This window comes from Polaromonas sp. (assembly GCF_041689105.1).
Taxonomy (GTDB): Bacteria; Pseudomonadota; Gammaproteobacteria; order Burkholderiales; family Burkholderiaceae_C; genus Polaromonas.
The window spans coordinates 1-26119 of record NZ_JBDNGU010000018.1; the positions used below are offsets into that span (position 1 = coordinate 1).

The 26119-nt window shown below is 62.5% G+C and carries 26 protein-coding genes and 1 pseudogene; 11 read left to right on the forward strand and 16 right to left on the reverse strand.

Annotated features, from left to right (window positions below; translation table 11 throughout):
- The 13 genes and pseudogenes from ACESMT_RS01545 to ACESMT_RS01605 form a co-directional block, all read right to left on the reverse strand.
- Nucleotides 1-1257 (reverse strand): annotated as a pseudogene (locus ACESMT_RS01545) (transposase); the annotation flags it as partial.
- 68 nt (nt 1258-1325) lie between these two features.
- Nucleotides 1326-1493: a hypothetical protein gene (locus tag ACESMT_RS01550; protein ID WP_372824571.1), complete on the reverse strand. Its 168-nt coding sequence runs from the start codon at nt 1491-1493 to the stop codon at nt 1326-1328.
- A 16-nt stretch (nt 1494-1509) separates the two neighbouring features.
- Nucleotides 1510-2640 carry a YeeE/YedE thiosulfate transporter family protein gene (locus ACESMT_RS01555; protein ID WP_372824573.1) on the reverse strand — a complete coding sequence of 377 codons (1131 nt, stop codon included), beginning with the start codon at nt 2638-2640 and terminating at the stop codon, nt 1510-1512.
- A gap of 14 nt (nt 2641-2654) precedes the next feature.
- A complete protein-coding gene (locus tag ACESMT_RS01560; RefSeq protein WP_372824575.1) occupies nt 2655-3608 on the reverse strand; it encodes a sulfurtransferase in 954 nt (317 codons plus the stop codon).
- Complete coding sequence (locus ACESMT_RS01565; RefSeq protein WP_372824577.1) at nt 3605-4498, reverse strand: alpha/beta hydrolase family protein; 894 nt, start codon at nt 4496-4498, stop codon at nt 3605-3607. Before ACESMT_RS01565 ends, ACESMT_RS01560 begins: the two co-directional genes overlap by 4 nt.
- 352 nt (nt 4499-4850) lie before the next feature.
- On the reverse strand, nt 4851-5384 hold the full coding sequence (locus tag ACESMT_RS01570) for a DinB family protein (RefSeq protein WP_372824579.1): 534 nt from the start codon (nt 5382-5384) through the stop codon (nt 4851-4853).
- Nucleotides 5385-5497: 113 nt separating this feature from the next.
- The gene (locus ACESMT_RS01575; protein ID WP_372824581.1) at nt 5498-9220 is read right to left on the reverse strand and encodes a hydantoinase B/oxoprolinase family protein; all 3723 of its coding nucleotides are present in this window, start codon (nt 9218-9220) and stop codon (nt 5498-5500) included.
- 71 nt (nt 9221-9291) lie between these two features.
- Nucleotides 9292-10266, reverse strand: coding sequence for a TRAP transporter substrate-binding protein (locus tag ACESMT_RS01580; protein ID WP_372824583.1), 975 nt, complete (start codon nt 10264-10266; stop codon nt 9292-9294).
- Nucleotides 10267-10303: 37 nt separating this feature from the next.
- A complete protein-coding gene (locus ACESMT_RS01585) occupies nt 10304-11596 on the reverse strand; it encodes a TRAP transporter large permease (RefSeq protein ID WP_372824585.1) in 1293 nt (430 codons plus the stop codon).
- A 15-nt stretch (nt 11597-11611) separates the two neighbouring features.
- Complete coding sequence (locus ACESMT_RS01590) at nt 11612-12121, reverse strand: TRAP transporter small permease (RefSeq protein WP_372824587.1); 510 nt, start codon at nt 12119-12121, stop codon at nt 11612-11614.
- Between the two features lie 153 nt (nt 12122-12274).
- Entirely contained in the window at nt 12275-13237 is a 963-nt protein-coding gene (locus tag ACESMT_RS01595) for a TRAP transporter substrate-binding protein (protein ID WP_372824589.1), read from the reverse strand.
- 10 nt (nt 13238-13247) lie between these two features.
- Nucleotides 13248-14078 (reverse strand): putative hydro-lyase, encoded by an 831-nt coding sequence (locus tag ACESMT_RS01600; protein WP_372824617.1) that lies wholly within the window; start codon nt 14076-14078, stop codon nt 13248-13250.
- Between the two features lie 98 nt (nt 14079-14176).
- A complete protein-coding gene (locus ACESMT_RS01605) occupies nt 14177-15124 on the reverse strand; it encodes a LysR family transcriptional regulator (RefSeq protein WP_372824591.1) in 948 nt (315 codons plus the stop codon).
- A gap of 122 nt (nt 15125-15246) precedes the next feature.
- Here ACESMT_RS01605 and ACESMT_RS01610 point away from each other — a divergent pair, with 122 nt between their 5' ends.
- The 10 genes from ACESMT_RS01610 (at nt 15247) to crcB (ending at nt 24658) form a co-directional block, all read left to right on the forward strand.
- A complete protein-coding gene (locus tag ACESMT_RS01610; RefSeq protein ID WP_372824593.1) occupies nt 15247-16212 on the forward strand; it encodes a TRAP transporter substrate-binding protein in 966 nt (321 codons plus the stop codon).
- Between the two features lie 10 nt (nt 16213-16222).
- Complete coding sequence (locus ACESMT_RS01615) at nt 16223-16732, forward strand: TRAP transporter small permease (protein WP_372824595.1); 510 nt, start codon at nt 16223-16225, stop codon at nt 16730-16732.
- Nucleotides 16733-16739: 7 nt separating this feature from the next.
- Nucleotides 16740-18041 carry a TRAP transporter large permease gene (locus ACESMT_RS01620; RefSeq protein ID WP_372824597.1) on the forward strand — a complete coding sequence of 434 codons (1302 nt, stop codon included), beginning with the start codon at nt 16740-16742 and terminating at the stop codon, nt 18039-18041.
- 68 nt (nt 18042-18109) lie between these two features.
- Complete coding sequence (locus ACESMT_RS01625) at nt 18110-21052, forward strand: monovalent cation/H+ antiporter subunit A (RefSeq protein ID WP_372824599.1); 2943 nt, start codon at nt 18110-18112, stop codon at nt 21050-21052.
- On the forward strand, nt 21052-21432 hold the full coding sequence (locus tag ACESMT_RS01630; RefSeq protein WP_372824601.1) for a Na+/H+ antiporter subunit C: 381 nt from the start codon (nt 21052-21054) through the stop codon (nt 21430-21432). Before ACESMT_RS01625 ends, ACESMT_RS01630 begins: the two co-directional genes overlap by 1 nt.
- Nucleotides 21429-23126, forward strand: coding sequence for a monovalent cation/H+ antiporter subunit D (locus ACESMT_RS01635; protein ID WP_372824603.1), 1698 nt, complete (start codon nt 21429-21431; stop codon nt 23124-23126). Before ACESMT_RS01630 ends, ACESMT_RS01635 begins: the two co-directional genes overlap by 4 nt.
- A complete protein-coding gene (locus ACESMT_RS01640; RefSeq protein WP_372824619.1) occupies nt 23126-23617 on the forward strand; it encodes a Na+/H+ antiporter subunit E in 492 nt (163 codons plus the stop codon). The genes ACESMT_RS01635 and ACESMT_RS01640 overlap by 1 nt, the downstream gene beginning before the upstream one ends.
- Complete coding sequence (locus ACESMT_RS01645) at nt 23614-23892, forward strand: K+/H+ antiporter subunit F (protein ID WP_372824605.1); 279 nt, start codon at nt 23614-23616, stop codon at nt 23890-23892. The genes ACESMT_RS01640 and ACESMT_RS01645 overlap by 4 nt, the downstream gene beginning before the upstream one ends.
- On the forward strand, nt 23889-24269 hold the full coding sequence (gene mnhG, locus ACESMT_RS01650) for a monovalent cation/H(+) antiporter subunit G (protein WP_372824607.1): 381 nt from the start codon (nt 23889-23891) through the stop codon (nt 24267-24269). Before ACESMT_RS01645 ends, mnhG begins: the two co-directional genes overlap by 4 nt.
- A 2-nt stretch (nt 24270-24271) precedes the next feature.
- Nucleotides 24272-24658 carry a fluoride efflux transporter CrcB gene (gene crcB, locus ACESMT_RS01655; protein WP_372824621.1) on the forward strand — a complete coding sequence of 129 codons (387 nt, stop codon included), beginning with the start codon at nt 24272-24274 and terminating at the stop codon, nt 24656-24658.
- A 1-nt stretch (nt 24659) separates the two neighbouring features.
- On the opposite strand, the gene ACESMT_RS01660 is transcribed toward crcB, so the two are convergent.
- From ACESMT_RS01660 to ACESMT_RS01670, 3 genes are read right to left on the reverse strand one after another with little or no spacing between them, the layout of a single operon-like run.
- Nucleotides 24660-24806: a hypothetical protein gene (locus ACESMT_RS01660; RefSeq protein WP_372824609.1), complete on the reverse strand. Its 147-nt coding sequence runs from the start codon at nt 24804-24806 to the stop codon at nt 24660-24662.
- Between the two features lie 2 nt (nt 24807-24808).
- A complete protein-coding gene (gene brnA, locus ACESMT_RS01665) occupies nt 24809-25078 on the reverse strand; it encodes a type II toxin-antitoxin system BrnA family antitoxin (protein WP_372824611.1) in 270 nt (89 codons plus the stop codon).
- Nucleotides 25068-25331, reverse strand: a complete 264-nt coding sequence (locus tag ACESMT_RS01670) for a BrnT family toxin (protein ID WP_372824613.1) — start codon at nt 25329-25331, stop codon at nt 25068-25070. The genes brnA and ACESMT_RS01670 overlap by 11 nt, the downstream gene beginning before the upstream one ends.
- A gap of 239 nt (nt 25332-25570) precedes the next feature.
- On the opposite strand from ACESMT_RS01670, the gene ACESMT_RS01675 reads away from it, so the two are divergent.
- Nucleotides 25571-25906: a CrcB family protein gene (locus ACESMT_RS01675; protein ID WP_372824615.1), complete on the forward strand. Its 336-nt coding sequence runs from the start codon at nt 25571-25573 to the stop codon at nt 25904-25906.
- Nucleotides 25907-26119: the final 213 nt, after the last annotated feature.

The following is a 26119-nucleotide window of genomic DNA, read 5'->3' on the forward strand; positions in this document are numbered from 1 at the left end:
CAGCCTCCACACCCTCGCCCGTCTCCTGCGCAGCGAAGTCATCCCACAGCGGTGGCCCGCGTGCCGGGGCGATGCGGGGAGCTTTGGCATCGACGCCGATGTGCTCCAGAATCTTGTGGATGTCGGCCCTGAAGGTGATGAACGCGATGAGGCGCATCTGGCCCCCGCACATCGGGCAGATTAGCGGGAACACCTCATAAATGCGGGCGATCAGTGCGGCCCACAGGTAGTGCGACGATGGGCGGGGTTTGGGTTTGGCGTGCGGCTCGGTTGGAGCCCCGGTGCCCGGCGGCACAACCACGGGGCAGCTTACGACTACTTGCGCTGGCGGCACAGGCACTGGCAGCGCCACCTGCGCCGTAGCCTAACCGCCGCACGCAGTGGCGAACTCGGTGCCAGCACACCGTAATAGCGATGCCGGTGGGTGCGCGGTGGCGGCACCAATTGGGCGATGCGGTTGATCAGCTCCAGCGGGGTCAACACCAGTTCACCCGAATACTTGTCAGACTGCAGCGGCTCGCTGTGGCCTTTGCCACAGCGGTAAACCAGATCAGCGCCGCGCTGTTTGAGCCGATCCATGGCGAAGGATGCGCGCGCGCAATAGCGCAGCAGGCGCTCCAGCCCTGCGCGGTCGGGGGCCTCAATGCGCACCCCAGCATCAACCGAGAAGCCGCCACAGTGGGCATAAGCGGCCATGTCTTTGGCGTCACAGGCCTCAATGTGGCCGCGTGCCACAAAGGCCCGCAGGATGCGTTTGCGCACGTTGGCCTGCACCTGGGAAATTGCCGCCCCATCAAGTCCAGTCGAAGCGTGAAAAGTCACACCGCCCTGCAGCGCCTCAAGCACCCCATCGACCACGCAGACATGGAAGTGCACATGCGTGTTCAGGCTGGACCCAAAGCGGTGGGTGAAAGCGACCGCGCGCAGGTGCAGGCTGGCGGGGTCAGCCAGAGCCGCACCGGGGCAATGGGTCAGCAGGCTTTGTTGCACCACGCGCAAGAAGATGCGCAGTGCCGCATTGAGTGCGCCTTTGTCGCGCTGCAGGTAGTAGCGCAGACGTTTGGGCACGGACAGCACCCACTGGCGCACCGGCAGGCGGGGGAAGACATGATCGGTCAGGTGCGCTGCGGCCTCGGCCATTCGACGCGTGTTGCACGAGGGACAGACTCGGCGGCCTTTGCAGGAGAGGGCGACCAAGAAGTCGTCACCGCAGTCGTCGCAACGCACCCGTGCAAAGCCGTGGGCAAAGATGCCGCATGCTGGCCAGGTGCAGTTTCCCGGCATCTCTTCTAACCGTTCCGGCGCCTTAGGCCGGCCGCCGCGCTTCAGCGGGCCAGCGAGCAGTGGCCGCCGCTGGCAGCCTGACCCGAGCCCGCTGCGGCCAGCGGCGGTTCCTGGCGCACATCGATAGGCGGCGATTGCGACCAATCCCAGGCGACGAAGAGAACCAGGACGATCCAGAACAGGGTGCTCGACAGGCTTCGGATGGTCATCGCTCGTCCAGTGCGCTCAAAAGCCGAAGCGCCGACGAACCCGCACGCCGATCAGCGTGCCAGCGAAGGCCATCGGCATCCAGATCCAGCCGTGCAGGCTGCCGGTGGAGATGCCGCTGAGCATGGCACCGATGTTGCACCCGAAGGCCAACCGCGAGCTGTAGCCGAGCACGAAGCCCGCCACCAGGCCGATCAGCCACTGCCGAGCCGTCAGCGGGCGGGTGCTGGCCTCACGGCGCCGCGCCGCAATCCACAAGGCGCCACCGAGGATGCCGATATTGGTGATCGAGGTGACGTCCAGCAGCAGCGATTGCGACAACCGCTGCGCGTTGCCGGCCTGGCTCCAAAACGCATTGCTTGCTGCATCGAAGCTGCCGGTGGCCTGCGCCAGCTTGGCAGCCCACAAACCGAAGCCGTAGACAACGCCCCAGGGCTGGCCGGCAATAGCCAGGTTCAGCGCGGCCAGCACGGCCAATGCGATCGCGCCCCAAACCCAACGGCGCGCGATCCATTGGCGCCCCCAGCCGGCCCACAGCCGCACGCCAACGCCAATGGCGATCAGCGCGATCCAGGTTCCCGCCAGCGCGGAGCCGGCGCCCCAGGACTGCACGATGCTGACCGGCGCGACCTCGCCGAGCGCGAGCCAGCGGTCCAGGTGCGCCGATCCGAGGAAACTGCCCAATGCGAACAGCGGCAGGATGCCCATGTTCAGCGGCACCCCGAGCCCGGCCTTGTAGAGCGTGCCCGAGCCACAGCCGTCGGAGATCTGCATCGCCAGCCCGAAGACGAAGGCGCCGAGCACGAGACTGACGCTCGGTGGCCCCAGAGCCGCCTGCAGTTCAGGGTAGCTCGCCAGCAGCGGCATCGACAGCGTCGCCGCCAGCCCCAGCAGCAGCAGCTGCCCGACGGTGCCGCGCGGGTCGCGGTCCTCGACGAGCTGGCGCCAGCCGGTAGTGAAGCCGAGGCGCGCACCGGCCAGTGCCGCGCCCATACCGATACCGACCGCAAACAGCGCGGCCTGCCGCAGGGCAACGAACCAGACCAGCAGCACGAAGAAAGCCACCAGTGCCGCCGCCAGCGGCAGCCGATGCCAGCGACTCGGTGAATCCGTCCGCGCCGTCTCCGAGGCAGCGAGGGTTGGCTTCACGGCAGCACCCAGCGTCAGTTGAAAGTCCGTTCGACCCACAGCTTGGCGTCGATCAGCAACCGCTGGGCGCGACCGGGCACGTTGGCGACGAGTTCACCGTCGCCGTTCTGGGTAAAGTCGACCATTGATCCAGCATAGAGGCGGACGTTTTTCTGGCCCACCACCTCGGACAAAGCAAACCAGTTGGTCGCTGCCCAATGGCCGGTGTTGCAGAAGCTCACCGTGTCGCCCTGGCCCCGGTTGGGCAAGCTCGCAGCCAGGGATCGGGCTGCATCGCCGCTGACCATCCTGGCACTGCCCGGCTCAAACCAGCGCGAATGCTCAAGGTTGACAGCACCCTTCAATGTGCCGGGATACTTCGCCGCCTGGTGCCGCGTCTCGCCTTCGAAGAAAGCGGTCGGACGCGCATCGACGAGCTGCGCTGAGTTCAACAGCACGGCCTGCTTAACCTCGTCGCGCGTGGCCACCCAGCTCTTGTCGATATTGGGTTTGTAATCGCTGGCCACGATGCGCGCGGGCAGACTGTTCTGAGGCAATTTCGCTGCATCCCAGGCCTTGGCACCGCCGTTGAGGATGGACAGTTCCATCAGCCCCAACACCTTCAGCGTCCAGTAAACGCGTGCCGCGCTGCCGAAATCGGTTTGGTCCGAGCCGCTTGAGACGATGACCGCATGCGTGGTCTTCGACAGGCCCAACGATTGCACCAGCGTCGTCAGCTTGCCCAGTTCCGGCAGTTCCCCAGGGTTGTCGGCAGGCCCGCGGAAGCTGCCGTACGGCGCCGAGATCGCGCCCGGGATGTGGTTCGCGGCGTAAGACTTGGGGTCGCGCACGTCGAGGATACGGACGGCCGGATTGGCGCGCACCGCATCGAGTTCGGCCGGTGACAGCAGCGGCTGCGCGGCCCAGGCGCCAGAGGCGGCAAACAAGCCGGACAACAGCGCGATGGTGGAGAAAAACTTTGGGTTCATTTGGAGATACGGTTGACGAAGGCACAAGCCCTCAGGAACTTTATTGTGCCCGCGTTCAGACAGTGAACGAAGGACAGAGTTGTAGGAAGCTTATGTGGTGATCGGCATAAGCGATCAGCGCGTGCAAGCCATCGGTCGCTAGCGCTGGTGCTGCCATTGAGCCCGTCAGCCCGGCACCTGGAAGCCGCACACCTGGCCATAGAAGGCCAGCTCGGCTTGCAGGTAGGCAGGCAGGCAGCAATCGTCACCTGCTGGCGAAACCCGTGACCTCCGCCTTCGAACGCGGAGGTCACGGGCGCCCTCTGGGCACGCAAGGCCTCGACCATGACCAGGCCTTGCGAAGGCGGCACCACACGGTCTTCCAGCCCCTGGAAGAAGACCATGGGCGCGCGGATGCATACGTCGTGACGGAAAGGCGAACGCGCGGCTTGGACCGCCTCGCGCGTGGCTGGGGGCGTCACCCAACCGGCGGTGCAGTACGACTCAAACTTGTGCGTGTCGGCGTCCAGCACAGCCAGGTCGCTGACGCCGCAATGGCGGGCGTCAGCGGCAAAGACGTCGCGAAATGCCAGCGCACAAAGCATGGTGAAGCCGCTGGCGCTGCTGCCTCGAATGGCCATGCGCCGTGCATCGATCCTACCCTGGGCGGCCACAAATTCCGCATCGGCGATGCAGTCTTCGACATCGACGATGCCCCACGAATAACGACTAGGAAATTCAACCGCATGAGCCCGAGTATCGCGCCCAAAACCGGCCTTACAAAACAGACAAAACAGCGCATCCACAGTCGCCGGACTGATTTTCCAGGAATTTGTGCCGCCGTCGCCACAATGAACAGCACAGGCTGCCCGCAGATACAGCCCTATCCCGGCGGGCTGATGTCGCCACACTTGTGAGGTTCACCAAGTAGTGCGCTGATCGTCGGGGCAATCGGGCGGTGATTGACTGGTCATATCCCAGTCTGGCCCAGCCTCCACACCCTCGCCCGTCTCCTGCGCAGCGAAGTCATCCCACAGCGGTGGCCCGCGTGCCGGGGCGATGCGGGGAGCTTCGGCATCGACACCGATGTGCTCCAGAATCTTGTGGATGTCGGCCCTGAAGGTGATGAACGCGATGAGCCGATCTGGTCCACCTGCCCGACACCCTTTCGTCAGTTTTTAAGTAAAAAAGGCCTCCAGCCCTTTCTGCACGGGCGTAAGCAGCTCCTGTTTTAATAGCGCATCAACCTGCTATCCCAGGCACTCACACCAGCGCGATCAAGTCCGTCACACCGATGTCCACACCCGCCTGCATCAGCAGCGTTGTGACCTGCCCCCGGTGGTGCGTCTGGTGGTTGAAAAAATGCGTCATTGCCTGCCAGGCGGGGTGGGCGCGTTGCACGCCTTTGGTGTTGGTGTAGCGCATGGCGCTGGTCAGAAAGTCCTGCGCCATCCCGGCCAGCCACTGCTCAATCATCTCGTCGAGCGCGTCGCGCGTCTGCCGCAGGTCCTGCCAGTCCGGGTGCAAGTCGCTGCTGTAGTCCGAACCTTCGGGCAAGGCCAGCAACGCGGGCGAAAGCGCGGCAAATACCGTCTCCTGACTGGCAAAACGATGCAGCCACATTTTGTCGGCCAGCACCAGGTGCGTCAGCGTGTGGTGAATCGAACCAAAAAACGCACCACGCTGGCGCTTGCGCTCTTCATCGCCCAGCGTGTCGCAGGACGCGTACAGCCGCTGGTTCATCCAGCGGTTGTAGCGGGCCAGAAATCGGTAGTTGTCGAGAAACGCGGCGTCCATGCCTTGGTCCAAAATAAGCTCCTGAATTGATAGCTGGCTGCGCCCGTCGGATAAGGGCTAAAGGCCTATTTTATTCACAACCCGCAGCCAGAAGCGACACTCGCCGCCCACGCTCAAAGCTTGCCGAAGCCACCGCCACCCGGCGTGTGAATCTCGAACACGTCGCCAGGCAGCATCTCCGCCTGGCCGATATGCCCCAGCGCCTCGACCTGTCCATCGGCACGCACGACGAGGTTGCGGCCCACTTGCCCCGGCTCGCCTCCGGCCATGCCGAAAGCGCCATGTTTGCGCCCATTGGACAAAATGCTGGCGGTCATGGCCTCTAAAAAGCGTACCCGCCGCACGCCGCCGTTGCCGCCCGTCCACTTGCCGGCGCCGCCCGAGCCCTGGCGGATTTCGTAACTCTCCAGCCGCACCGGAAAACGGAACTCCAGCACTTCGGGGTCGGTCAGGCGCGAATTGGTCATGTGGGTTTGCACCACGCTGGTGCCGTTGAAACCGTAGCCCGCGCCGGAGCCACCGGATATGGTTTCGTAATACTGATGGCTGGCATTGCCGAAGGTGAAGTTGTTCATGGTGCACTGGCTGGCCGCCATCACGCCCAAGGCGCCGTAAAGCGCGTTGGTGATGCAGGTCGAGGTCTCGACATTGCCAGCCACCACCGAGGCGGGCGGATTCGGGTTCAGCATCGAGCCGGGTGGAATGATCACCTTCAGCGGCTTGAGACAGCCCGCATTGAGCGGAATGTCGTCGTCCACCAGCGTGCGGAACACATACAGCACCGCCGCCATACACACCGCCGTCGGGGCGTTGAAATTGTTGGTCTGCTGCGGCGAGGTGCCGGTGAAGTCGATCTCGGCGCTGCGGTTTTGCGTATCGACGCGAATGGCCACTTTGATCTGCGCGCCGTTGTCTAGCGGCAAGGTGAAGTCGCCGTTTTTTAACCGTGTGATCACGCGGCGCACCGACTCTTCGGCGTTATCCTGCACGTGGTTCATGTAAGCCAGCACGGTGGGCAAGCTGAACTGCTCGACCATTTTGCGCAGCTCTTGCACGCCTTTTTCATTGGCGGCGATCTGCGCCTTCAGGTCGGCCATGTTCTGCTGCGGGTTGCGGCTCGGGTACTCCCCACTTTTCAACAAGGCCACCATCTCAGCTTCGCGCAGCACACCGCGCTCGACCAGCTTGACGTTGTTGATCTGCACGCCTTCTTCCTCGATGCGCGTGGAAAACGGCGGCATCGAGCCTGGTGTGGTGCCGCCGATATCGGCATGGTGACCGCGCGAGCCGACGTAGAAGATGGGGCGCGGATGCGCAGAGCCCTCACCCCTGCCCTCTCCCAGGGGGAGAGGGAGTAAATCAGCAGCGTCTCCGTCTCCGTCTCCGGCTTCGCTCCCTCGCCCTTTGGGAGAGGGCTGGGGTGAGGGCTGCCCGCTCAGATATACGGGCGTGATCACCGTGATATCGGGCAGGTGCGTGCCACCATGGTAGGGGTCGTTCAGCGCATACACATCGCCCGGCTGCATCTTGCCGGTGTTCTCGCGGATCACCGTCTTGATGCTCTCGCCCATCGAGCCCAGATGCACCGGCATGTGTGGCGCGTTGGCGATCAGGTTGCCTGCGGTGTCGAACAGCGCGCAGCTGAAGTCCAGCCGCTCCTTGATATTGACCGAGTAGGCGGTGTTCTGCAGTTGCAGACCCATCTGCTCGGCGATGTTCATGAACAGGTTGTTGAACACCTCCAGCAGCACCGGGTCCACCGTGGTACCGGCCGCGAAGGTGATGGCGCGTTCCGCACGCCGGTCCAGCACCAGGTGGTCCAGCGCCGTCAGTGCCGCCTCCCAGCCGGGCTCCACCACCGTGGTCGCATTTTTCTCGGCAATGATGGCCGGGCCGGAGATGATGTCGCCCGGCTGCAGGTCTTCCCGCACCACCAGTGCGGCGTCATGCCATTGGCCGCCCGAGTACATGCGCACGGTTTCACGGCGCGGCACGTCGCGCGGCTCGTGGGTCGGGTGACGCGGTTCGACCGGCGCATCACCGGCGACCACGGCCTCGACCGACACGGCTTCGACCACCAGGGCCTTGCCTTGCATCAAAAAGGAAAACCGCTGGCGGTAGGCGGTCTCGAAGCCGGCCTTGATCTGGTCCAGCGTGCCGAAGGGAACCACCAGCGCCGAGTCGCTGCCCTCGTAACGCACATGCACCCGGCGGTGCACGGTCATCACGCCACTGCTGGCTTGCTGGCGCTCCAACTCGGCTTGCGCGGTCGCCGCAAGCGCATCGAGTTTGCCCGCAACCTCGGGCAGCGCCTGTTCCGACAGCCTGAGCTCCACCGCCTGTTCACGGATCACGTTCTGGTCAGCCAGCCCCATGCCGTAGGCGCTCAGCACACCGGCCAGCGGATGCACAAACACCCGCGTCATGCCCAGCGCGTCGGCCACCAAGCAGGCGTGCTGCCCGCCTGCACCGCCAAAACACTGCAGGGTGTAGCGCGTCACGTCATAACCGCGGGCCACAGAAATCTTCTTGATGGCATTGGCCATCTGCTGCACGGCAATATTGATAAAGCCTTCTGCGACCACTTCAGCGGCACGCCCGGTCTGGCCGGCCAGCTCGTTGAACTGTGTTTCCACCGCCTCATAACTGAGCGGCTCGTCGGCATTCGGGCCAAATACTTTCGGAAAATAACGCGGCTGGACCTTGCCGACCATTACATTCGCATCGGTCACGGCGAGTCTGCCACCACGGCGATAGCTGGCCGGCCCTGGGTTGGCACCGGCACTTTGAGGTCCGACGCGGAAACGCTCGCCGTCGAATTTGAGGATGGAGCCACCGCCCGCCGCCACGGTATGGATGCTCATCATCGGGGCACGCATACGCACACCGGCCACCTGGGTTTCAAACTCGCGCTCAAACTCGCCCGCATAGTGCGACACATCGGTGGACGTGCCACCCATGTCAAAGCCAATCACCTTGGCATGGCCGGCAATCGCCGCAGTGCGGGCCATGCCGACAATGCCGCCGGCCGGGCCACTGAGGATGGCGTCCTTGCCCTGGAACACGTGGGCGTCGGTCAGCCCGCCCGAGGACTGCATGAAAAACAGTTTGACGCCGGGCATCTCGCCGGCGACCTGCTCGACATAACGACGCAATATCGGCGACAGGTAGGCATCGACCACGGTGGTGTCGCCGCGGCTGACGAACTTCATCATCGGGCTGGTCTCAAACGAGGTGCTGACCTGGGTGAAGCCGACCTCCCTGGCGATGCGGCTAGCCGCCTTTTCATGGTCGGTGTACCGGTAGCCGTGCATGAAAACAATCGCAACGCTGCGCAGCCCTTGCTGGTATTGCGCCAGCAGCTCCTTTTTTAGTAGCGTCTCATCCAGTGCCTGAAGCACCTCACCCTGGGCACCGATGCGCTCCTGCGCCTCGACCACCGCGCTGTACAGCAACTCCGGCAGCACAATGTGGCGATCGAACAGCCGGGGCCGGTTCTGGTAAGCGATACGCAGGGCGTCGCGAAAGCCGCGCGTGGTCACCAGCAGTGTCTTTTCGCCCTTGCGCTCAAGCAGCGCGTTGGTGGCCACGGTGGTGCCCATCTTCACGCAGTCCACCAGATCAGCGCGAATCGGCTCCCCGGCTTTCAGGCCCAGCAGATGCCGGATACCGGCCACTGCCGCGTCGCGGTACTGCTCGGGGTTTTCGCTGAGCATCTTGTGTGTCAGTAGCGAGCCGTCCGGCTTCTTGGCCACGATGTCGGTGAATGTGCCGCCCCGGTCTATCCAGAACTGCCAGCGTCCGCTGCCTGTAATTGACGTATTTTGCTGAGTCATGCTTGAAGGTCTTTGGTCCAGATGATGCCCCGCCGCCTCAGGCGGCCGGGCTGTAAGTGTTGCTTGCCGTTTTACTGAATGTAATAGGGTACAAAAATCGCGTTGGCCTCATTGCCGACTGATCGTACCCATTCACGTGAGAATTTCTCTCCCATGCGCTTGATTTCCTGCTCCAGATCCCTGGGGATACGCTCGATTTTGACGCCGTTCTGGCGCAGTTCCTCAGTTGCGCTGCTTGCCAGCGCCTCGCTGGCCTGCCATCCGCGGGTTTCGGCATCTGCTGCTGATTTCAGGACCAGGCTGCGAGTCTCCGGCGTCAGTGCGTCGAAAGCCTTGCTGCTGACAAACACCACGTTTTTCGGGAACCAGGCATTGATTTCGTAGTAGTACTTGATGGGCCCCCAGACCTTGTTTTCGACGCCGGTCAGCGCCGAAGTAATCATGTTGTCCATGCGGCCTTCGGCCAGCGCCTTGCCAACATCGACCATGGCCACGTCCACCGGTTTCGCGCCCAGCATCTCTGCAATGCGCTGGGTGGTCGAGTTGTAGGTGCGCATCTGCGTACCCTTGAAGTCCGCCCGCCCGAGTATCGGCTTGCTTGAATGCAAGCCTTGCGGGGGCCACGGCACGGCATACAGCAGTTTCAGGCCGCGTTGGGCAAAGTGTTTTTCAATGCCTGGCCGCTGAAGCTTCCACAAGCGGTCGGCGTCCTTGTAGCTGCCCACCACAAAAGGAATGGAGTCCGCCCCGGCAATCGGTATGTCCTTGACCATGCTGGTCATGATGGTCTCGCCGGCCTCGGCCTTCCCATCGACCACCGCCTGCTTGATGTCGTTGAGTTTGGCCAGGGTGTTATTTGGGTGCACCTGAATCACCAGTTTCCCGCGCGTCGCCTGCTCGACATCGCGGGAAAACTGCGTGATGTTTTGCGTATGAAAGGACTCGGCCCGGTAGCCCGTCGCCAGCTTCCAGCTGGTCTGAGCCATCAGGTTAGAGGCGTGACCCAGCGAAACCGCGCACAAGGCGGAGATCAAAAGCTTTTTCATGGGAACTCCTGAAAAGAAGTGACTACTTGCTGACGGACTACATGTGACGTGGCAGCCATAGCACCACGTCGGGGAAAAAGTAGGTAATCAGCACCGCGACCAGCATGAGGGCAAACAGCGGCAGCGCGGTGCGCGCGATCCAGGTCACCTCGCGACGGGTCAGGCCCTGGATCACAAAAAGATTGAACCCGACCGGCGGCGTGATCTGCGCCATCTCGACCACCAGCACGATGAATATGCCGAACCAGATCAGATCGAAGCCAGCAGCCTCCACGGTGGGCAAAAGCACCGCGATGGTCAGTACAACCACCGAGATACCATCGAGAAAGCAGCCCAGAACTATGAAGAAACCGATCAGCCCCAGCATCAGCATGAAGGGCGACAGCTGCAGCGCACCTATGAATTCGGCCAGGTGGCGCGGCAGGCCGATGAACCCCATGGACAGGGTCAGAAAGGCGGCACCGGCCAATATCAAGCCGATCATGCAATAGATGCGGGTAGCGGCGACGAGCCCTTCCTTGAACTTGTTCCAGTTGAGCGAGCCTTCAATGGCAGCCAGCACGAGTGAGCCAGCCACACCCAGTGCGGCAGCCTCAGTAGCGGTGGCGATACCGCTGTAAATGCCGCCAAGCACCACCACAATCAGCGAGACCACAGGGATCAGGTGACGCGACGCGTAAATTTTCTGCCCAAAACTCATGGCCGTGTCAGCCGCTGGCACCTTGTCCTTGTTGAACAGGGCCCACACCATGATGTAGCCCATGAACAGCACGGCCAGCATCAGGCCCGGAATCACGCCGGCCAGAAACAGCTTGGCTATCGATACGTTGGCAGCGACGCCGTACACAATCATGATGATGGACGGCGGGATCAGCAGACCCAGCGTGCCGGCACCCGCCAGTGTGCCGACGGAAATGTCATCGGGATAACCACGCTTTTTTAGCTCGGGCAGGGTGATCTTTCCAATGGTCGCGCAGGTGGCGGCCGATGACCCGGAGATGGCCGCGAAGATGGTGCAACCAACAACATTGATATGCAGCAGGCGACCGGGCAGCCGGTCCAGCCAGGGTGCCAGGCCCTTGAACATGCTGTCGGAGAGCTTGCTGCGAAACAGGATCTCGCCCATCCATAAAAACAGCGGCAGCGCGGTCAGCGTCCAGCTCGATGTCGAGCCCCAGATGGTCAGCGCCATGCTGTCGCCGGCCGGCCGGGCTGTCAGCAACTCCATGCCCACCAAGGCCACCGCAAGCAGCGACAACCCTATCCACAAACCCGAGCCCAGCGCTGCAAACAGCAGCACGATCAGACCGGCGGCAATGACGATGTCCATTTCTTGCTCCAGCTTTTATTCAATGTGGGCCGCGTCACTGGAGATCGCTATGAAACTGCTTCCGCGCCAGCGCAGGGCAAGGGCGTGGACAAAGGACAGCGCAAAGCCGATACAGCCCAGCGCCATGGCCAACTGCGGAATCCACAAGGGCGAGGCATCTGCTGCAGGCGAGACGTCGTGCGTGCTGTACGACACCCAGACCAGTCGGATCGCATACCAGGCCACGTAGGCCGCCAGGGCCAACCCCGCACCCAGAGACCACCATTCAAGAATGCCCCGTACCTTGGGGGAAACGCGGTCCAGCAGCAGGGTCACGCGAATGTGGTCGCCGTGTTTGAGCGTGCCGGGGAGCGCCAGAAAAAGCGCGGCGGCAATTGCATAACCGGCATAAGCATCGAGACCGGGAATGTCCCACTTCGCCTCGCGCGCCAGCACCCCCAGAATGACGGCGCCAAACGCCGCCAGCATGGCCACGCAGGACAAGCCCATCAGCAGCCTGTAGAAATTCTGGACGAGTTTTCCCATCGCGTGCTCCTGCATCGATCAAAAAGAGAGGGGGAATTTGTTCCCCCTTTGGGAGGGGGTCAGGGTGAGGGCCAGTCCTGCTGGTGTGCGGCGACCCTCACCCCTGCCCTCTCCCAGCGGGAGAGGGAGTCAAACCGCTATTTGACGTTCGGCTTACTTCTTGCGGTAAGCGTCGATCACGGCCTGGCCTTCGGCGCCAGCGGTCTTGAGCCATTCAGCCGTCATGGTCTCGCCAATGGCAGCCAGTTCTTTCTTGATGCTGTCCGACGGCGCGTTGATGGTCATGCCCTTGGCTGCCAGCTCTTTCATGTATTCGCCATCGAGCCTTTCGCTGGTTGCCCAGCCGCGTTCCTCGGCAGCGGCAGCGGCCTTGAGCAGCGCGTCCTGCGTGGGTTTGTCCAGCGCGTCAAAGGCTTTCTGGCTCACCACGGTCGCATTGCGCGGCAGCCACGCACTGACGGGGTAGAAGTACTTGACCTGCTCATGCAGCTTGCTCTCCACACCGCTGGCGCTGGACGTCAGAAAGTTCTGCACACCACCGGTTGCCAGCGCCTGGCCCAGTTCAGCCAGCTGGATGGTCACGGGCTGCGCCTTCAGTAGCTGGGCGATACGTGTTGTGGCCGGGTTGTAGGCGCGCATCTTGGTGCCCGCAAAGTCCGCCGGGGTGCTGACAGGCTTGAGCGAGTAAAGCGACTGGCCGGGCCACGGCACGGTGAACAGTACTTTCACGCCCTGCGACGCCAGAAGCTTGTCCTGCGCCGGTTTGGCGGCCATGTACAGGCGTTTGGCATCGGGGTAGCTGGTGGCCAGGAAGGGGATGGAGTCAATACCGAACAGCGGGTTCTCGTTGGCCGCACCGGAGAGGATAAATTCGGCCGCCTGAACCTGCCCGGTCTGCACCGCGCGCTTGATCTCGTTGGCCTTGTACAGCGAGCCACCGGGATGCAGAGTGATCTTGAGTTTGCCGGCGGTGAGCTGGTCCACCTCATCGGCGAATTGCTGCACGTTTTTTGTCTGGAATGAACTGGCGCCGTAGCCCGTGGGCAGGTCCCATTTGGTCTGGGCTTGGGCCAGGCCGGCGCATGCGAGTGTCAGGCCAAGAATCATTGTCTTCATGAAATACTCCTTAAAAACTGGCTAGTTGGTGGTTGAGAAGGTCGGTGATCAGCATGGCGCCGGGTGCATGGGTGATGCACAGCGCCGGGCGCGCCTGCACCAGTGCCGCTTGCGGCGTCACGCCGCAGGCCCAGAACACCGGAATTTCATCGGGCATCACGTCGACGGCATCGCCGTAGTCGGGATGCGCCAGGTCGGCAATGCCGATCAGGGCCGGGTCCCCGATGTGCACAGGCGCGCCGTGCACATTCGGGAAACGCGAGGTGATCTGGATCGCGCGGATCGCGTCGGCAGCCTTGAAGGGGCGCATGGTGACCACCAGCGGGCCTTTGAAGGGGCCGGCAGCTTCGGTGGCGACGCTGGTCCGGTACATCGGCACATTGCGGTGCTGGTCGATATGGCGGATGCGCAGACCCGACTCGATCAGGGCCTCTTCAAACGAAAACGAGCAACCGATGACAAAGGTAACCAGATCGTCGCGCCAGAGCGCCCTGACGTCCGTTGGCTCGGCGGACAACACTCCATCGCGCCAGACCCGGTAACGTGGCACATCGGTGCGGATGTCGATGTCTGCGCCAAGCGCCGGCAGCTGGGCCTGCCCCGGCTCGGACACGGTCAGCAGCGGGCAGGGCTTGGGGTTGCGTTGGCAATAACGCAGGAAGTCGTTGGCCTGATCAACAGGCAGGATGACCACATTGCCCTGCACATGGCCGTTAGCCAGGCCGCTGGTATGGGCGGTCCAGCCGCCCTTTCGGATGATGCTGCGTACATGCGCTGCGCTGGCTGTGCCACCGGGACCAAACGCTGAAAGCGCGTCCGCTGCTGTTGCCGATTCAGACAATGTGCTCACCAGAAATTCCCCGTTGCGTATGTCAATTTCATGACGATGGGCGAATTGTGTGAGCGCTCCCGGCCTTCAGCAAATTCAAAATATTTTGCTTAAGTCATCGATTTTTTCGATGGTAAGGGTTTACCTTTATGAGATTTTCTGGCGCCCTTTTGGTGCGATTTTCCACCGCTGGCGAAAGCGATGGCCGACTGCACCACCATCTCCACGGTCTTTGAACTCGGGTCTGTGCGGTAGCTCGCGTGAATCGGAAGGGACTGCAGTTTTTCGTCACATGTCAGTGGTTTCAGGCGGGCAAAGCCGGTGAGCCGCTCGACCGCCGCGCGCGGCAGCAAGGCTACGCCAAAGCCGCCCTGAACCAGCTGCACCATCGCGGAAATGGAAGAAATTGCGTGCACCCTTTTGGGTTCCATCTGGTGCGATCTGAACAGATCAAGCAGGGTGACATGCGGCTGGGAGCCTTTTTGAAAGGTCAATAATTCCATGTCCGCCAGCTCACGCAGCCGGTAATTTCTTTTTTTATGAAGGTCCGGGTTTCCGACAAAGGCCATCTCCATGGTCGGCAAGGCCTGGTTTCGCACACCCTCGCTGGAAGCGGGCAACACTGCAAAAACCAGGTCCAGGGTGCCGCGCTGGATCTGGTCTACCAGAATCGGTGTGGTCTCCACCGTCAACTCCAGCTCCAGCCCCGGATGATCAGCGCGCAGCTTTTCAAGCCAGGGGATGAGCCAGGAATGCAGCACCGATTCGATGGCCCCTATGCGCATGGAGACCGCCATGGCCTGCCCGGACCCCATCTCGGCCTTGACCTCGCGCTGCAGCTCCAGCAGCTTCTCGGCGTAGCTGAGGAAACGCGTACCAGCCCCCGTCAGTTTGAACTGCTTGCCCGCCCGGTCCAGCAGCAGCACGCCCAGTTCGTCTTCCAGTGTGGCGATGCGGCTGGACATGGCCGACTGCGTCAAATAGAGCTTTTCGGCCGCGCGCGAGACGCTTTTGAGCGAGGCGACCCAATAAAAGGCTTCAACAAAGCGGAGGTTCATGGCGTGGGGCCCGGGAGTGGGGTCAGGTTTTTTTGGGGTATGCCCGGAGAACTGACGCGGGATTTGCGTCTATCCTATCCATACTTAGCGCCTTCAACCATCCTACAGCCCAGGAGCTTTTCATGAAATTCAAACTCGCACTGATCGCCGCCGTTTTGAGCGTCGGCACGGCCGCATTGGCCCAAACCAAGTGGGACCTGCCGGCGGCCTACCCGGCCACCAACTTCCACAGTGAAAACCTGGTGCAGTTTGCCAACGACGTCGACAAAGCCAGCGGCGGCAAGCTCAAAATCACGGTGCATCCCAACGCCTCGCTGTACAAGGCGCCCGAGATCAAGCGCGCGGTGCAGGGCGGGCAGGCGCAAGCCGGCGAGATACTGCTCGCGAATTTCCAGAACGAGTGGCAAATCTTCGGTACCGACGGCCTGCCGTTTCTGGCCGACGGCTACGACAGCTCCATGAAGCTGTACAAGGCACAAAAGCCCGCGCTCGAAAAGAAACTGGCCGAACAAGGCCTGCAACTCCTGTACGCGGTAGCCTGGCCGCCTCAGGGCATTTATTCCAAGAAGCCGATCAATTCCGCAGCCGACCTCAAAGGCATCAAATGGCGCGCCTACAGCCCCTCCACCTCGCGCATTGCCGAGCTGGTGGGCGCCCAGCCGGTCACGGTGCAGGCTGCCGAGTTCTCGCAGGCCCTGGCCACGGGTGTCGTCGAATCGACCATGACCTCGGGGGCAACCGGCGTGGACAGCAAGCTCTACGAGCACCTCAAGTACTACTACGACACCCAGGCCTGGCTGCCCAAGAACGCGGTCATCGTCAACAAGGCCGCGTTTGAGGCCCTGGATGCGCCCACCAAACAGGCCGTGCTCAAGGCTGCAGCCGATGCCGAGACACGCGGCTGGGCAGCCAGCCAGGCCGTCAACACCAAGACGCTGGAAACCCTGAAGGCCAACGGCATGCAGGTAACGCCGCCTTCCGCCGCACTGAAAGCCGACATGAAAAAGGTCGGCGACGTGATGCTCAAGGAATGGCTGGACAAGGCCGGCCCCGACGGCCAGGCCATTGTTGACGCCTACCGCAAGTAACCCGGACAACATGCGCAAGCTGCTTGACGGGATCTATGACAGCGCCGCCGCACTGGCGGCGCTTTTTATGGTGGGTTTGCTGGTGATGGTGCTGCTGTCCATTGTCAGCCGGCAACTGAGCTTTTATGTGCCGGGCACCGACGCTTACGCCGGCTACCTGATGGCCGCCAGCGGTTTCCTGGCGCTGGCGTACACCCTCAAACGCGGCGAGCACATCCGGGTGACCCTGCTCATCAACGCCCTCAAGGGCCGCTGGAGAAAAGCCCTGGAGGTATGGGCGCTGGCGCTGGCGACGTTTCTGGCCCTGCTGTTTGCCGTGTACAGCTGCAAGCTGGCCTGGCAATCGCGGACATACAACGACATTTCCACCGGCAGCGACGCTACACCGCTATGGATACCGCAACTGGCCATGGCCTTCGGTGCCGTCATCCTGTTGATAGCCTTCATCGACGAGCTGGTGATGGAGATCAGGGGCCGGCGCGTGACGGCGGCCAGCGGCGAAGCTTTGCGCAACGAATAGGTTTTTCATGAACGACTTGAGCGTCATGGCACTGCTGGTGCTGTCCCTCTTTTTTATTCTCGGCACCGGTGTCTGGATCGGCCTGACGCTTTCGGGGGTTGCCTGGATCGGCATGCAGCTGTTCACCACACGCGTGGCGGGCGATGCGATGGCCGTCACCATCTGGGGCACGGCGTCAAGCTGGACGCTGACCGCCCTGCCGCTGTTTATCTGGATGGGTGAGATCTTGTTTCGCACCCGGTTGTCGCAAGACATGTTCAAGGGCCTGGCGCCCTGGATGCAGGCCCTGCCCGGCCGCCTGCTGCACACCAACGTGGTTGGGTGTACGATTTTTGCGGCGGTGTCGGGCTCCAGCGCCGCCACCTGCGCCACCATCGGCAAGATGACGCTGCCCGAGCTCAAGCGCCGCGGCTATCCAGAACACATGATTGTGGGCACGCTGGCCGGTGCCAGCACCCTGGGGCTGTTGATTCCGCCGTCCATCATCATGATTGTTTACGGCGTGACTGCCGAGGTCTCGATTGCCAAGCTGTTCATCGCAGGCGTGTTCCCGGGCATTTTGCTGGCGCTGCTGTTTTCCGGCTACATCGCGCTCTGGGCGCTGCGTAACCCCGGACAAATCCCCCCGGCCGACGAAAAAACCAGCCTGCGGCAAAAGCTGGCGGCCTCGCGCGCGCTGATTCCCGTCGTGCTGCTGATTGCAGCTGTGCTGGGCTCGATCTACAGCGGCATCGCCACTGCCACCGAAGCCGCAGCCGTGGGGGTGGTGGGTTCGCTGGTCATCTCGGCCGTGCAGGGCTCCCTGAGCTGGGCCACCTTTCGCGCGGCGCTGATGGGTGCCACCCGCCTGTACTGCATGATTGCGCTCATTCTGGCAGGCGCAGCGTTTTTAACACTCTCCATGGGCTACATCGGCCTGCCGCGCCACCTGGCCGAATGGATTGCCAGCCTGGGCCTGAGCCAGGCCCAGCTCATCCTGGCACTGACCTTCTTTTTTGTTCTGCTCGGCTGCTTTCTCGATGGTATTTCCATGGTCGTGCTGACCATGGGCGTGCTGATGCCGACCATCCAGAAGGCCGGTATCGACCCGATCTGGTTTGGCATTTTTGTCGTGCTGGTGGTCGAAATGGCGCAGATCACGCCACCCGTGGGGTTCAACCTGTTTGTGCTGCAGGGCATGACCGGCAAGGAGCTAACCTGGATCTCCAAGGTCACGCTTCCGATGTTCTTCCTGATGTGTATCGCCATCACGCTGGTTTATGTTTTCCCCGAGATTGCGACCTGGCTGCCGCAGCAGATGAGTCGCTAGGGAAATAGCCTTTTCTCCCGACGGCCCAGCCGCAGCGCAGTGCGGGCCACTCTATAGAATCAGGCGACATGCTCCTCCTCCTGCTTGTCCTTCCGTTTGTTGCCAGCCTGATCGCGGCCCTGCTGCCGGCCGACGCGCGCAACAGGGAGTCGACGCTGGCCGGACTGGTCGCGCTGGGATGCGCGCTGCAGACGGCCTGGCTGTTCCCCCAGCTGGCCGACGGCAATGTTCTGCGCGAGGAGATCGCATGGCTACCAGCCCTGGGCCTGAACCTCTCGCTGCGTATGGACGGCTTTGCCTGGCTGTTCTGCATGATGGTGCTCGGCATAGGCGCGCTGGTGGTGCTGTACGCGCGGTATTACATGTCAGCGTCCGACCCGGTGCCGCGTTTCTTTTCCTTTTTTCTGGCTTTCATGGGCGCCATGATTGGCGTGGTGCTTTCGGGCAACCTGGTGCAGATGGTGATGTTCTGGGAGCTGACCAGCCTGTTTTCATTCCTGCTGATCGGCTACTGGCATCACCGGCGCGACGCGCGGCGCGGCGCCCGCATGGCGCTGACGGTCACCGGCGCCGGTGGACTGTGCCTGCTGGCCGGCGTGCTGATCATCGGCCGCATCGTGGGCAGCTACGACCTGGACCTGGTGCTGGCCTCGGGCGACGTCATCCGCACACACCCGCTGTACACCACGGTGCTGGTGCTGGTGTTGCTCGGCGCCTTCACAAAAAGCGCGCAGTTTCCCTTCCACTTCTGGCTGCCCCGCGCGATGGGCGCTCCCACGCCGGTATCGGCCTATCTGCACTCGGCCACCATGGTCAAGCTCGGCGTCTTTCTGATGGCGCGCCTGTGGCCGGTGCTGTCAGGCACCAGCGAGTGGTTCTGGCTGGTGGGGGGCGCCGGCGCTATCACCATGCTGCTGGGTGGCTTCATCGCCATGTTCCAGCGCGATCTCAAGGCGCTGCTGGCCTATTCAACAATATCCCACCTCGGCCTCATCACCCTGTTGCTCGGGTTGAACAGCCCGTTGGCTGCGGTCGCCGCAGTCTTTCACATCATGAACCACGCGACCTTCAAGGCCTCGCTGTTCATGGCTGCCGGCATCATCGACCACGAAACCGGGACCCGCGACATCGGCAAACTCAGTGGCTTGATGCGCCTGATGCCCATCACCAGCACACTGGCCGTGATCGCGAGCGCCTCCATGGCCGGCGTGCCGCTGCTCAACGGCTTCCTGTCCAAGGAAATGTTTTTTGCAGAAACCGTGTACATCAAGTCCATCCCCCTGATCGACTGGGGCCTGCCCATCATCGCCACCTTGGCGGGCATCTTCAGCGTGGCCTATTCAGCGCGGTTGGTATTTGATGTTTTTTTTGGCCCGCCGTGCGGCGACCAGGTACCGCGCACACCGCACGAACCGCCGCACTGGATGCGCGTGCCGGTCGAGCTGCTGGTACTGCTGTGTCTGGTGGTGGGTGTCGCGCCGCACTGGTCGGTCGGCCCGTTTCTGGCAGAAGCGGCCAGGCCGGTGGTCGGCGGCACGCTGCCCGCCTACAGCCTCGCCGTCTGGCATGGTTTGAACCTGCCGTTGCTGATGAGCGTGATCGCCCTGCTGGGGGGAATGGCGCTTTACCTGGTGCTCCGGCGGGCACGCGCTTCCGGCCACTTGTCACACACGCCGCTTTTGCACCGCTTTGATGGCCAGCGCATCTTCGAGAACGTGCTCGCACGGTTGAGTGAGGCGGGGCGGCGCAGCCGTTATCTGCTCGCCACCCGTCGCCTGCAGTCGCAACTGCTGGTGATGCTGGTGATCGCGGTCGCTGGTGCGGCCAGCGCGCTGTGGCTGAACCCTGCAGAACGTGGCGACCGCGAGCTGCTCGCTTTTTCACCGATGTTTGCGCTGACCTGGATCATAGGCGCGGCGTGCGCCGTCGGCGCGGCCTGGCAGGCCAAGTACCACCGGCTGGCCTCGCTGATGCTGGCCTCTGGCGCCGGCCTGGTGTGCTGCATCACCTACATCTGGTTTTCTGCGCCAGACCTGGCGCTTACCCAGCTGCTGGTGGAAACCGTCGCCACAGTGCTGCTGCTGTTGGGCCTGCGCTGGCTCCCCATGCGCAAGGCCGCCGTGCGGCCGCTCCAGACACGCCTGCGTTTGTGGAGTCGGCGCGGGCGCGACGTGGCCATGGCGCTTGCCGCTGGCGCTGGTATGGCAGCCCTGTCATGGATGGTGATGACAAGGCGCTTTCCTGAAAGCATTTCGCCATTTTTTCTTGACCGCGCGCTGACCGAGGGCGGCGGCACCAATGTGGTCAATGTGATGCTGGTGGACTTCCGCGGTTTTGACACGTTTGGCGAAATCACCGTGCTGGGCGTGGTGGCGCTGACGGTGTATGCCCTGCTGCGCCGCTTCCGGCCCGCGCTGGAGTCCATGGCGCTGCCGGCACAGCAGCGCGCGCAGGCCGACGACGGCAGCAGTGACCTGCTCAATCCACGCCGCGCGGCAGACACGGCAGTGGGCTACCTGATGGTGCCAGCCGTGCTGGTCAGGCTGTTGCTGCCACTGGCGGTGCTGGTGGCGGTGTACTTCTTCATGCGGGGCCACAACGCGCCAGGCGGCGGTTTTGTTGCCGGGTTGGTGATGTCGGTCGCGCTGCTGTTGCAGTTCATCGTGTCAGGCACCGAGTGGGTGGAGGAGCATCTGCGCATCTACCCGCGCCGCTGGATCGCCATCGGCCTGATGCTTGCGCTGGCCACCGGCGGCGGTGCGGTGGTGCTGGGCTACCCCTTCCTGACCACCCACACCGCGCACCTGTACTTGCCCCTGCTGGGCAGCGTGCACGTGCCGAGCGCGCTGTTTTTTGACATGGGCGTGTTTTCCATCGTACTGGGCGCGACCATGCTGATTCTCACCGCCCTCTCCCACCAATCGGTGCGCAGCCACCGCTGGGCGGAGGAACAGGACGAGCGACAGGCATCCGCCGGCGCGAAAACATTTACCGCAGGAGAGCCCGCCTGATGGAAATTGTTCTCGCCCTCGGCATCGGCGCGCTGACCAGCGCGGGCGTTTATCTGCTGCTGCGTCCGCGCACCTTCCAGGTCATCATGGGCCTGACGCTGATCTCCTACGCCGTTAACCTTTTCATCTTCAGCATGGGACGGCTCAAGATCGACAGCGAGCCGGTGCTCATTCCCGGCATTCGCGCCACACTGGCGACCACGGCCGACCCCATGCCCCAGGCGCTGGTGCTCACCGCCATCGTCATTGGCTTTGCCATGACGGCCCTGTTCCTGGTGGTGCTGCTCGCGTCACGCGGCCTGGCCGGCACCGACCATGTAGACGGCAATGAAGACGCCATGGATGACACCGGCGTGCATCAAAAGGGAGCGCCAGAATGAGCGACCTCCTGCGCTGGCTGGACACGCTGCTCGAAGCCACCATGCCGCATCTTGTGGCGGTGCCGATTCTCGTTCCCATATTGACCGCGGCGCTGATGCTGCTGTTGCGCGAGCAGCAGCGCCGGACCAAGGCGGCACTCACTGTGGCGTCCGGGCTGATCGGCCTGCTGGCCGCGCTGGCGCTGTTGCGATGGGTCAATGCTCCTGACACGGGTACCGGGCCAGGCTCCATCGGTGTCTACCTGCCCGGCAACTGGCGTGCACCCTTCGGTATTGTGCTGGTGGCAGACCGGCTGTCATCAATGATGGTGGCGCTGACAGGGGTGATCGCATTCGCCGTGTCGATCTATTCCACCTCGCGCTGGGACCGGGCCGGTGTGCATTTTCACCCGCTGCTGCAGCTGCAGCTGGCGGGCCTCAATGGCGCCTTCCTCACGGGCGATCTGTTCAATTTGTTCGTCTTTTTTGAAGTGATGCTCGCGGCGTCCTATGGTTTGCTGCTGCACGGCTCTGGGCGCCTGCGGGTGCATGCCAGCCTGCATTACATCGCCATCAACCTGGCGGCCTCCTCGCTGTTTCTCGTGGGTGCGGCGCTGCTTTACGGCGTGACCGGCACACTCAACATGGCCGACCTGGGGATGCGCATTGCCAAGCTCGGTGACGCCGACCGGGGCCTGGTTCATGCTGCTGCCGCCATTCTTGCCACCGCTTTTTTTGCCAAGGCGGGCGCCTGGCCGCTGAACTTCTGGCTGGTCCCGGCCTACAGCGCCGCGGTCTCGCCCGTGAGTGCTGTTTTTGCCCTGCTGACCAAGCTGGGCATCTACACGGTGCTGCGCCTGTGGACGGTATTGTTCGCGCCGGACACGGGCGAATCAGCGCAGTTTGGCCAGCCCGTCCTGCTGGCCGTCGGTCTGTCCACGCTGTTTATCAGCGCGCTGCGCATCACCGGCACGCAGCGCCTGTCCCACCTGGCTGGCTACAGCGTGCTGATTTCGGCCGGCACCTTGCTGACGGCCATCGGTCTCGGGCGACCAGACGTCTGGGCAGGCGCGCTGTACTACCTGCTCAGCTCAACGCTGGCGATCAGCGCTTTCTTCCTGCTCATTGACATGATTGAGCGCTGGCGCAACGCGGGAGCAAGCGTGGCGCCGCACGAAGCCGCGGGCGACGCACCTTTCCTGTCCGAGGACCTCAAGCCCATGAAAAACGTGAACCTGGACGACGATCAGAAACCAGTCTACGGCCGCGCCATGCCGGCAGGCATTGCGTTTTTGGGACTGGGCTTCGTGATCTGCACACTGTTGCTGGCGGGCCTGCCGCCGCTTTCGAGCTTCGTCGGCAAGTTCGCCATGTTGTCGGCCTTGCTGGACACGCCCCGCATCCCTCCCGCCAACTGGAGCTTTCTGGCGCTGCTCTTGCTGTCCGGGTTTTTGACCCTGGTTGCGCTGAGTCGCGCCGGCATCCGCTATTTCTGGACACGGCCTGTGAGCAGCATGCCAGTGCTGCGCGCGCTGGAGGTGGTGCCTGTGGCTGCCTTGCTGGCGGTCAGTGTGGCGCTCACCATTGAAGCCGGCCCTGTCATGAACCACACCAGCGACACGGCGCACCGCCTGTTCGTACCCGATGCCTACCGCCAGGCCGTCATGGGCGCGCGGCAGGTTCCCAACCCGCCCCGTAAAGGCACATCGCCATGATGCGGCGCTGGTTGCCCTCCCCCCCCCTGTCGCTGGCGCTGTTTGTGGTCTGGCTGCTGCTGAACCAGACGCTGGATGCTGCCAGCCTGCTGATGGCGACGATTCTGGCGGTGGCCGTTCCCCTGCTGACACAAAGCCTTCGGCCCGCCACGGCACGCATGCGCAAACCCGGCACCGCGCTGCGCCTGGCTTGGCGCGTGCTTATTGACGTCCTGGAGTCAGCCCTGCAGGTGGCAGGGCTGCTCTTGAGCCGGCGCAGTGCGCGCATCCATGCCCGGTTTGTAGAGGTTCCGCTAAAGATGCGTGACCCCAACGGGCTTGCGGTGCTGTCCATGATCTGCTGCCTGGCGCCAGGCACGGCCTGGGCAGAGCTGTCGTTTGACCGTTCCCGGCTGCTGCTGCATCTTTTTGAACTGGAAGACGAAGCGGCATTCATCACGCTGATCAAAGAGCGTTATGAAGCCCCCTTGCTGGAGATCTTCGAATCATGAGCGACATTCTTTTCTGGGCCCTCAAACTCGCGCTGCTGCTGCTGGCCGTGGGCATGCTTTGCGCAGTCGCCAGGCTGCTGATCGGACCGACGGCGCAGGACCGCGTGATGGCGCTGGACTGCCTGTACATCAACGGCATGCTGATGATGCTGGTGTTGGGCATTGTTTATGCCAGCAACGTGTACTTCGAAGCCGCCATGCTGATTGCGCTGTTTGGCTTTGTCGGCTCCACCGCCATGGCCAAGTTTTTACTGCGCGGCGAGGTGATTGAATGAATACCGCGCTGCCGATGTGGGCCGAGATTCTTACCGCAGTGCTGGTCGTGCTGGGCGCGGGCTCTGCGGCTGTGGGCTCCTTCGGGCTGGTGCGGCTCCCTACCTTTTTCCATCGCATCCACGCGCCCACACTGGGTGCAACGGCTGGTGCGTGGTGCATCACACTGGCTACCATCGTCTACTTTTCGGTCCAGGGCCACAACATCTTCCTGCACGCCACGCTGATCGCCCTGTTTGTGGCGCTGACGGCGCCAGTCACAACGATATTTTTGATGCGTGCGGCCCTCTTTCGCGAGCGGCAAAAAGGCGGCGACGTCCCGCCGGCAGTGGGCGAGAGGAAAAAGACGGTGCCTCGCCAGAAAGCCGGCAACCCATGAGCCTGCTGCCAATCCTGGCCATTTGTGTGGGCGCGTCCGCAGGCGCCGTGGCGCGCTGGGGCCTGGGCCTGTGGCTCACCCCCGGCGGCATCATTCCCTGGGGCACCCTCGCCGCCAACCTGGTGGGCGGCTACCTGGTTGGCGTGTGTATTGCCGTCTTTCAGACCTTGCCCCACCTGGACCCGGTCTGGCGACTGCTGCTGATCACCGGCTTTCTTGGCGGGCTCACAACGTTCTCTTCGTTCTCTGCGGAAGTGGTCAATTTTTTGATGGAAGAACGCTACGGACTGGCGCTGGCGACGGCGATGCTGCATGTGCTGGGCTCCTTGCTGATGACGGTGGCCGGCATCAAGAGCGCTCTGTTTTTGATAGCTGCCCGCGCGCATTGACTCAAGCTGACGCGCCAAGCGGCTTCTGCCGGCGTGAACGACCAGGCAGCGCATCGTACGCCGGGTCACCCAGCGCCTGGTTGAGCGCAAGAAATTGAATTCCTGAAAGAATACTCACCGAAGCGTTGACCTTGCGGGCGAACGCCAAGTTCAACGGTGCGCGGTACCGCCTCGTTTGTGCTGATACGGCAAATTGGAGGCGGTCGTTTCCAGGCGCTCAGCAAGCCAAACCTTGATCACGGATTGCCGCGTAACCCCCAGCTTGCTGGCTTCCCTGTCCAAAGAATCGACCATCCAGGTCGGAAAATCAACGTTCACGCGCTTTTGCTCCTGCAAAACACGCCTGACTTTGGATAAGTCCAAAGAATCGGTGAGGTCGATACCCTTGTCAAAACGTTGCTCGAAGTCTTTAGCTTTCATACAGTGCCACCTCTTCTGCGCGGGCGCGCCGGACGGATATCAATCGAATATTTTTATCCCGATAGGTAATGACGGCTGACCAATACTTTCCGTCAATAACGCCAATCACCAGATATCGCGGTTCATCTTCAGTTTTTGCAGCGACTTCCAGCAACATTGGATCGTTCCAAAGAAGCTGCGCCTCCACAAAGTCAATATTGCGCTTTTCACTGTTGGATTCACTTTTAGCGGCATCAAACTCAAAAACACTCATGGTATAGAAATTACACCTTTAAAGACATCCGTTTGGCTCTTCAACGGAGCCGCCAACCTGGCTGCACGCCCGCTTCCCGTCCGAGGCCTTCCGCAAAAGGCCCCCATTCCGCCCCGCAGCGGCCTCACGCCACAAACCGGATCGCCGACATCGTTGCCCTGCACCGCCCGCTAGTTCCTGGCCAGCGCCACTTGCATTTCCCGCGGCGGCAGCAAGCCGTTTTTCACGGCCAGCCCGCTTTGGCTGTCCGCGCCGATGTGCACCTTCTGTTCGTTGCCTACCTGGTGGGCATGTGTATTGCCGTCTTTCAGACCCTGCCCCACCTGGACCCGGTCTGGCGCCTGCTGCTGATCACCGGCTTTCTTGGCGGGCTCATGACCTTTTCTTCGTTCTCAGCTGAAGTGGTCAATTTTTTGATAGAAGAACGGTACGGGCTGACGCTGACGCTGACGCTGACGCTGGCGCTGGCGCTGGCGCTGGCGACGGCGACGGCGACGCTGCATGTGCTGGGCTCGCCGCTGCTGACGGTGCTGGGCATCAAGATCGCTCTGTTTTTGATAGCTGCTCGCGCTTAGTGAATAAGGGCTAGAGGCCAATTTTATCTGTCTCTGCTGGGCATCCAGACTCGGCCGACATCATTGGCATTTGTGGCTCTTCGTTAATTTCACTGTGATTTTTTCCTCACGCCCAACCCAAATCCAACTTACCGCAATGAAACAGAATTCTTGCCCGGTAGTTGGTGAAGCTGCGAAACCCACGGGCATTGGCCTTGATGAGTTGGATGGCGC

Bases quoted from the DNA above. Each gene is read 5' to 3' on its own strand.
- ACESMT_RS01550 (WP_372824571.1), bottom strand. From the start codon at position 1,493: ATGACCATCCGAAGCCTGTCGAGCACCCTGTTCTGGATCGTCCTGGTT.
- ACESMT_RS01560 (WP_372824575.1), bottom strand. From the start codon at position 3,608: ATGAACCCAAAGTTTTTCTCCACCATCGCGCTGTTGTCCGGCTTGTTT.
- ACESMT_RS01570 (WP_372824579.1), bottom strand. From the start codon at position 5,384: ATGGACGCCGCGTTTCTCGACAACTACCGATTTCTGGCCCGCTACAAC.
- ACESMT_RS01575 (WP_372824581.1), bottom strand. From the start codon at position 9,220: ATGACTCAGCAAAATACGTCAATTACAGGCAGCGGACGCTGGCAGTTC.
- ACESMT_RS01580 (WP_372824583.1), bottom strand. From the start codon at position 10,266: ATGAAAAAGCTTTTGATCTCCGCCTTGTGCGCGGTTTCGCTGGGTCAC.
- ACESMT_RS01585 (WP_372824585.1), bottom strand. From the start codon at position 11,596: ATGGACATCGTCATTGCCGCCGGTCTGATCGTGCTGCTGTTTGCAGCG.
- ACESMT_RS01590 (WP_372824587.1), bottom strand. From the start codon at position 12,121: ATGGGAAAACTCGTCCAGAATTTCTACAGGCTGCTGATGGGCTTGTCC.
- ACESMT_RS01595 (WP_372824589.1), bottom strand. From the start codon at position 13,237: ATGAAGACAATGATTCTTGGCCTGACACTCGCATGCGCCGGCCTGGCC.
- ACESMT_RS01605 (WP_372824591.1), bottom strand. From the start codon at position 15,124: ATGAACCTCCGCTTTGTTGAAGCCTTTTATTGGGTCGCCTCGCTCAAA.
- ACESMT_RS01610 (WP_372824593.1), top strand. From the start codon at position 15,247: ATGAAATTCAAACTCGCACTGATCGCCGCCGTTTTGAGCGTCGGCACG.
- ACESMT_RS01615 (WP_372824595.1), top strand. From the start codon at position 16,223: ATGCGCAAGCTGCTTGACGGGATCTATGACAGCGCCGCCGCACTGGCG.
- ACESMT_RS01620 (WP_372824597.1), top strand. From the start codon at position 16,740: ATGAACGACTTGAGCGTCATGGCACTGCTGGTGCTGTCCCTCTTTTTT.
- ACESMT_RS01625 (WP_372824599.1), top strand. From the start codon at position 18,110: ATGCTCCTCCTCCTGCTTGTCCTTCCGTTTGTTGCCAGCCTGATCGCG.
- ACESMT_RS01630 (WP_372824601.1), top strand. From the start codon at position 21,052: ATGGAAATTGTTCTCGCCCTCGGCATCGGCGCGCTGACCAGCGCGGGC.
- ACESMT_RS01635 (WP_372824603.1), top strand. From the start codon at position 21,429: ATGAGCGACCTCCTGCGCTGGCTGGACACGCTGCTCGAAGCCACCATG.
- ACESMT_RS01640 (WP_372824619.1), top strand. From the start codon at position 23,126: ATGCGGCGCTGGTTGCCCTCCCCCCCCCTGTCGCTGGCGCTGTTTGTG.
- ACESMT_RS01645 (WP_372824605.1), top strand. From the start codon at position 23,614: ATGAGCGACATTCTTTTCTGGGCCCTCAAACTCGCGCTGCTGCTGCTG.
- mnhG (WP_372824607.1), top strand. From the start codon at position 23,889: ATGAATACCGCGCTGCCGATGTGGGCCGAGATTCTTACCGCAGTGCTG.
- brnA (WP_372824611.1), bottom strand. From the start codon at position 25,078: ATGAAAGCTAAAGACTTCGAGCAACGTTTTGACAAGGGTATCGACCTC.
- ACESMT_RS01670 (WP_372824613.1), bottom strand. From the start codon at position 25,331: ATGAGTGTTTTTGAGTTTGATGCCGCTAAAAGTGAATCCAACAGTGAA.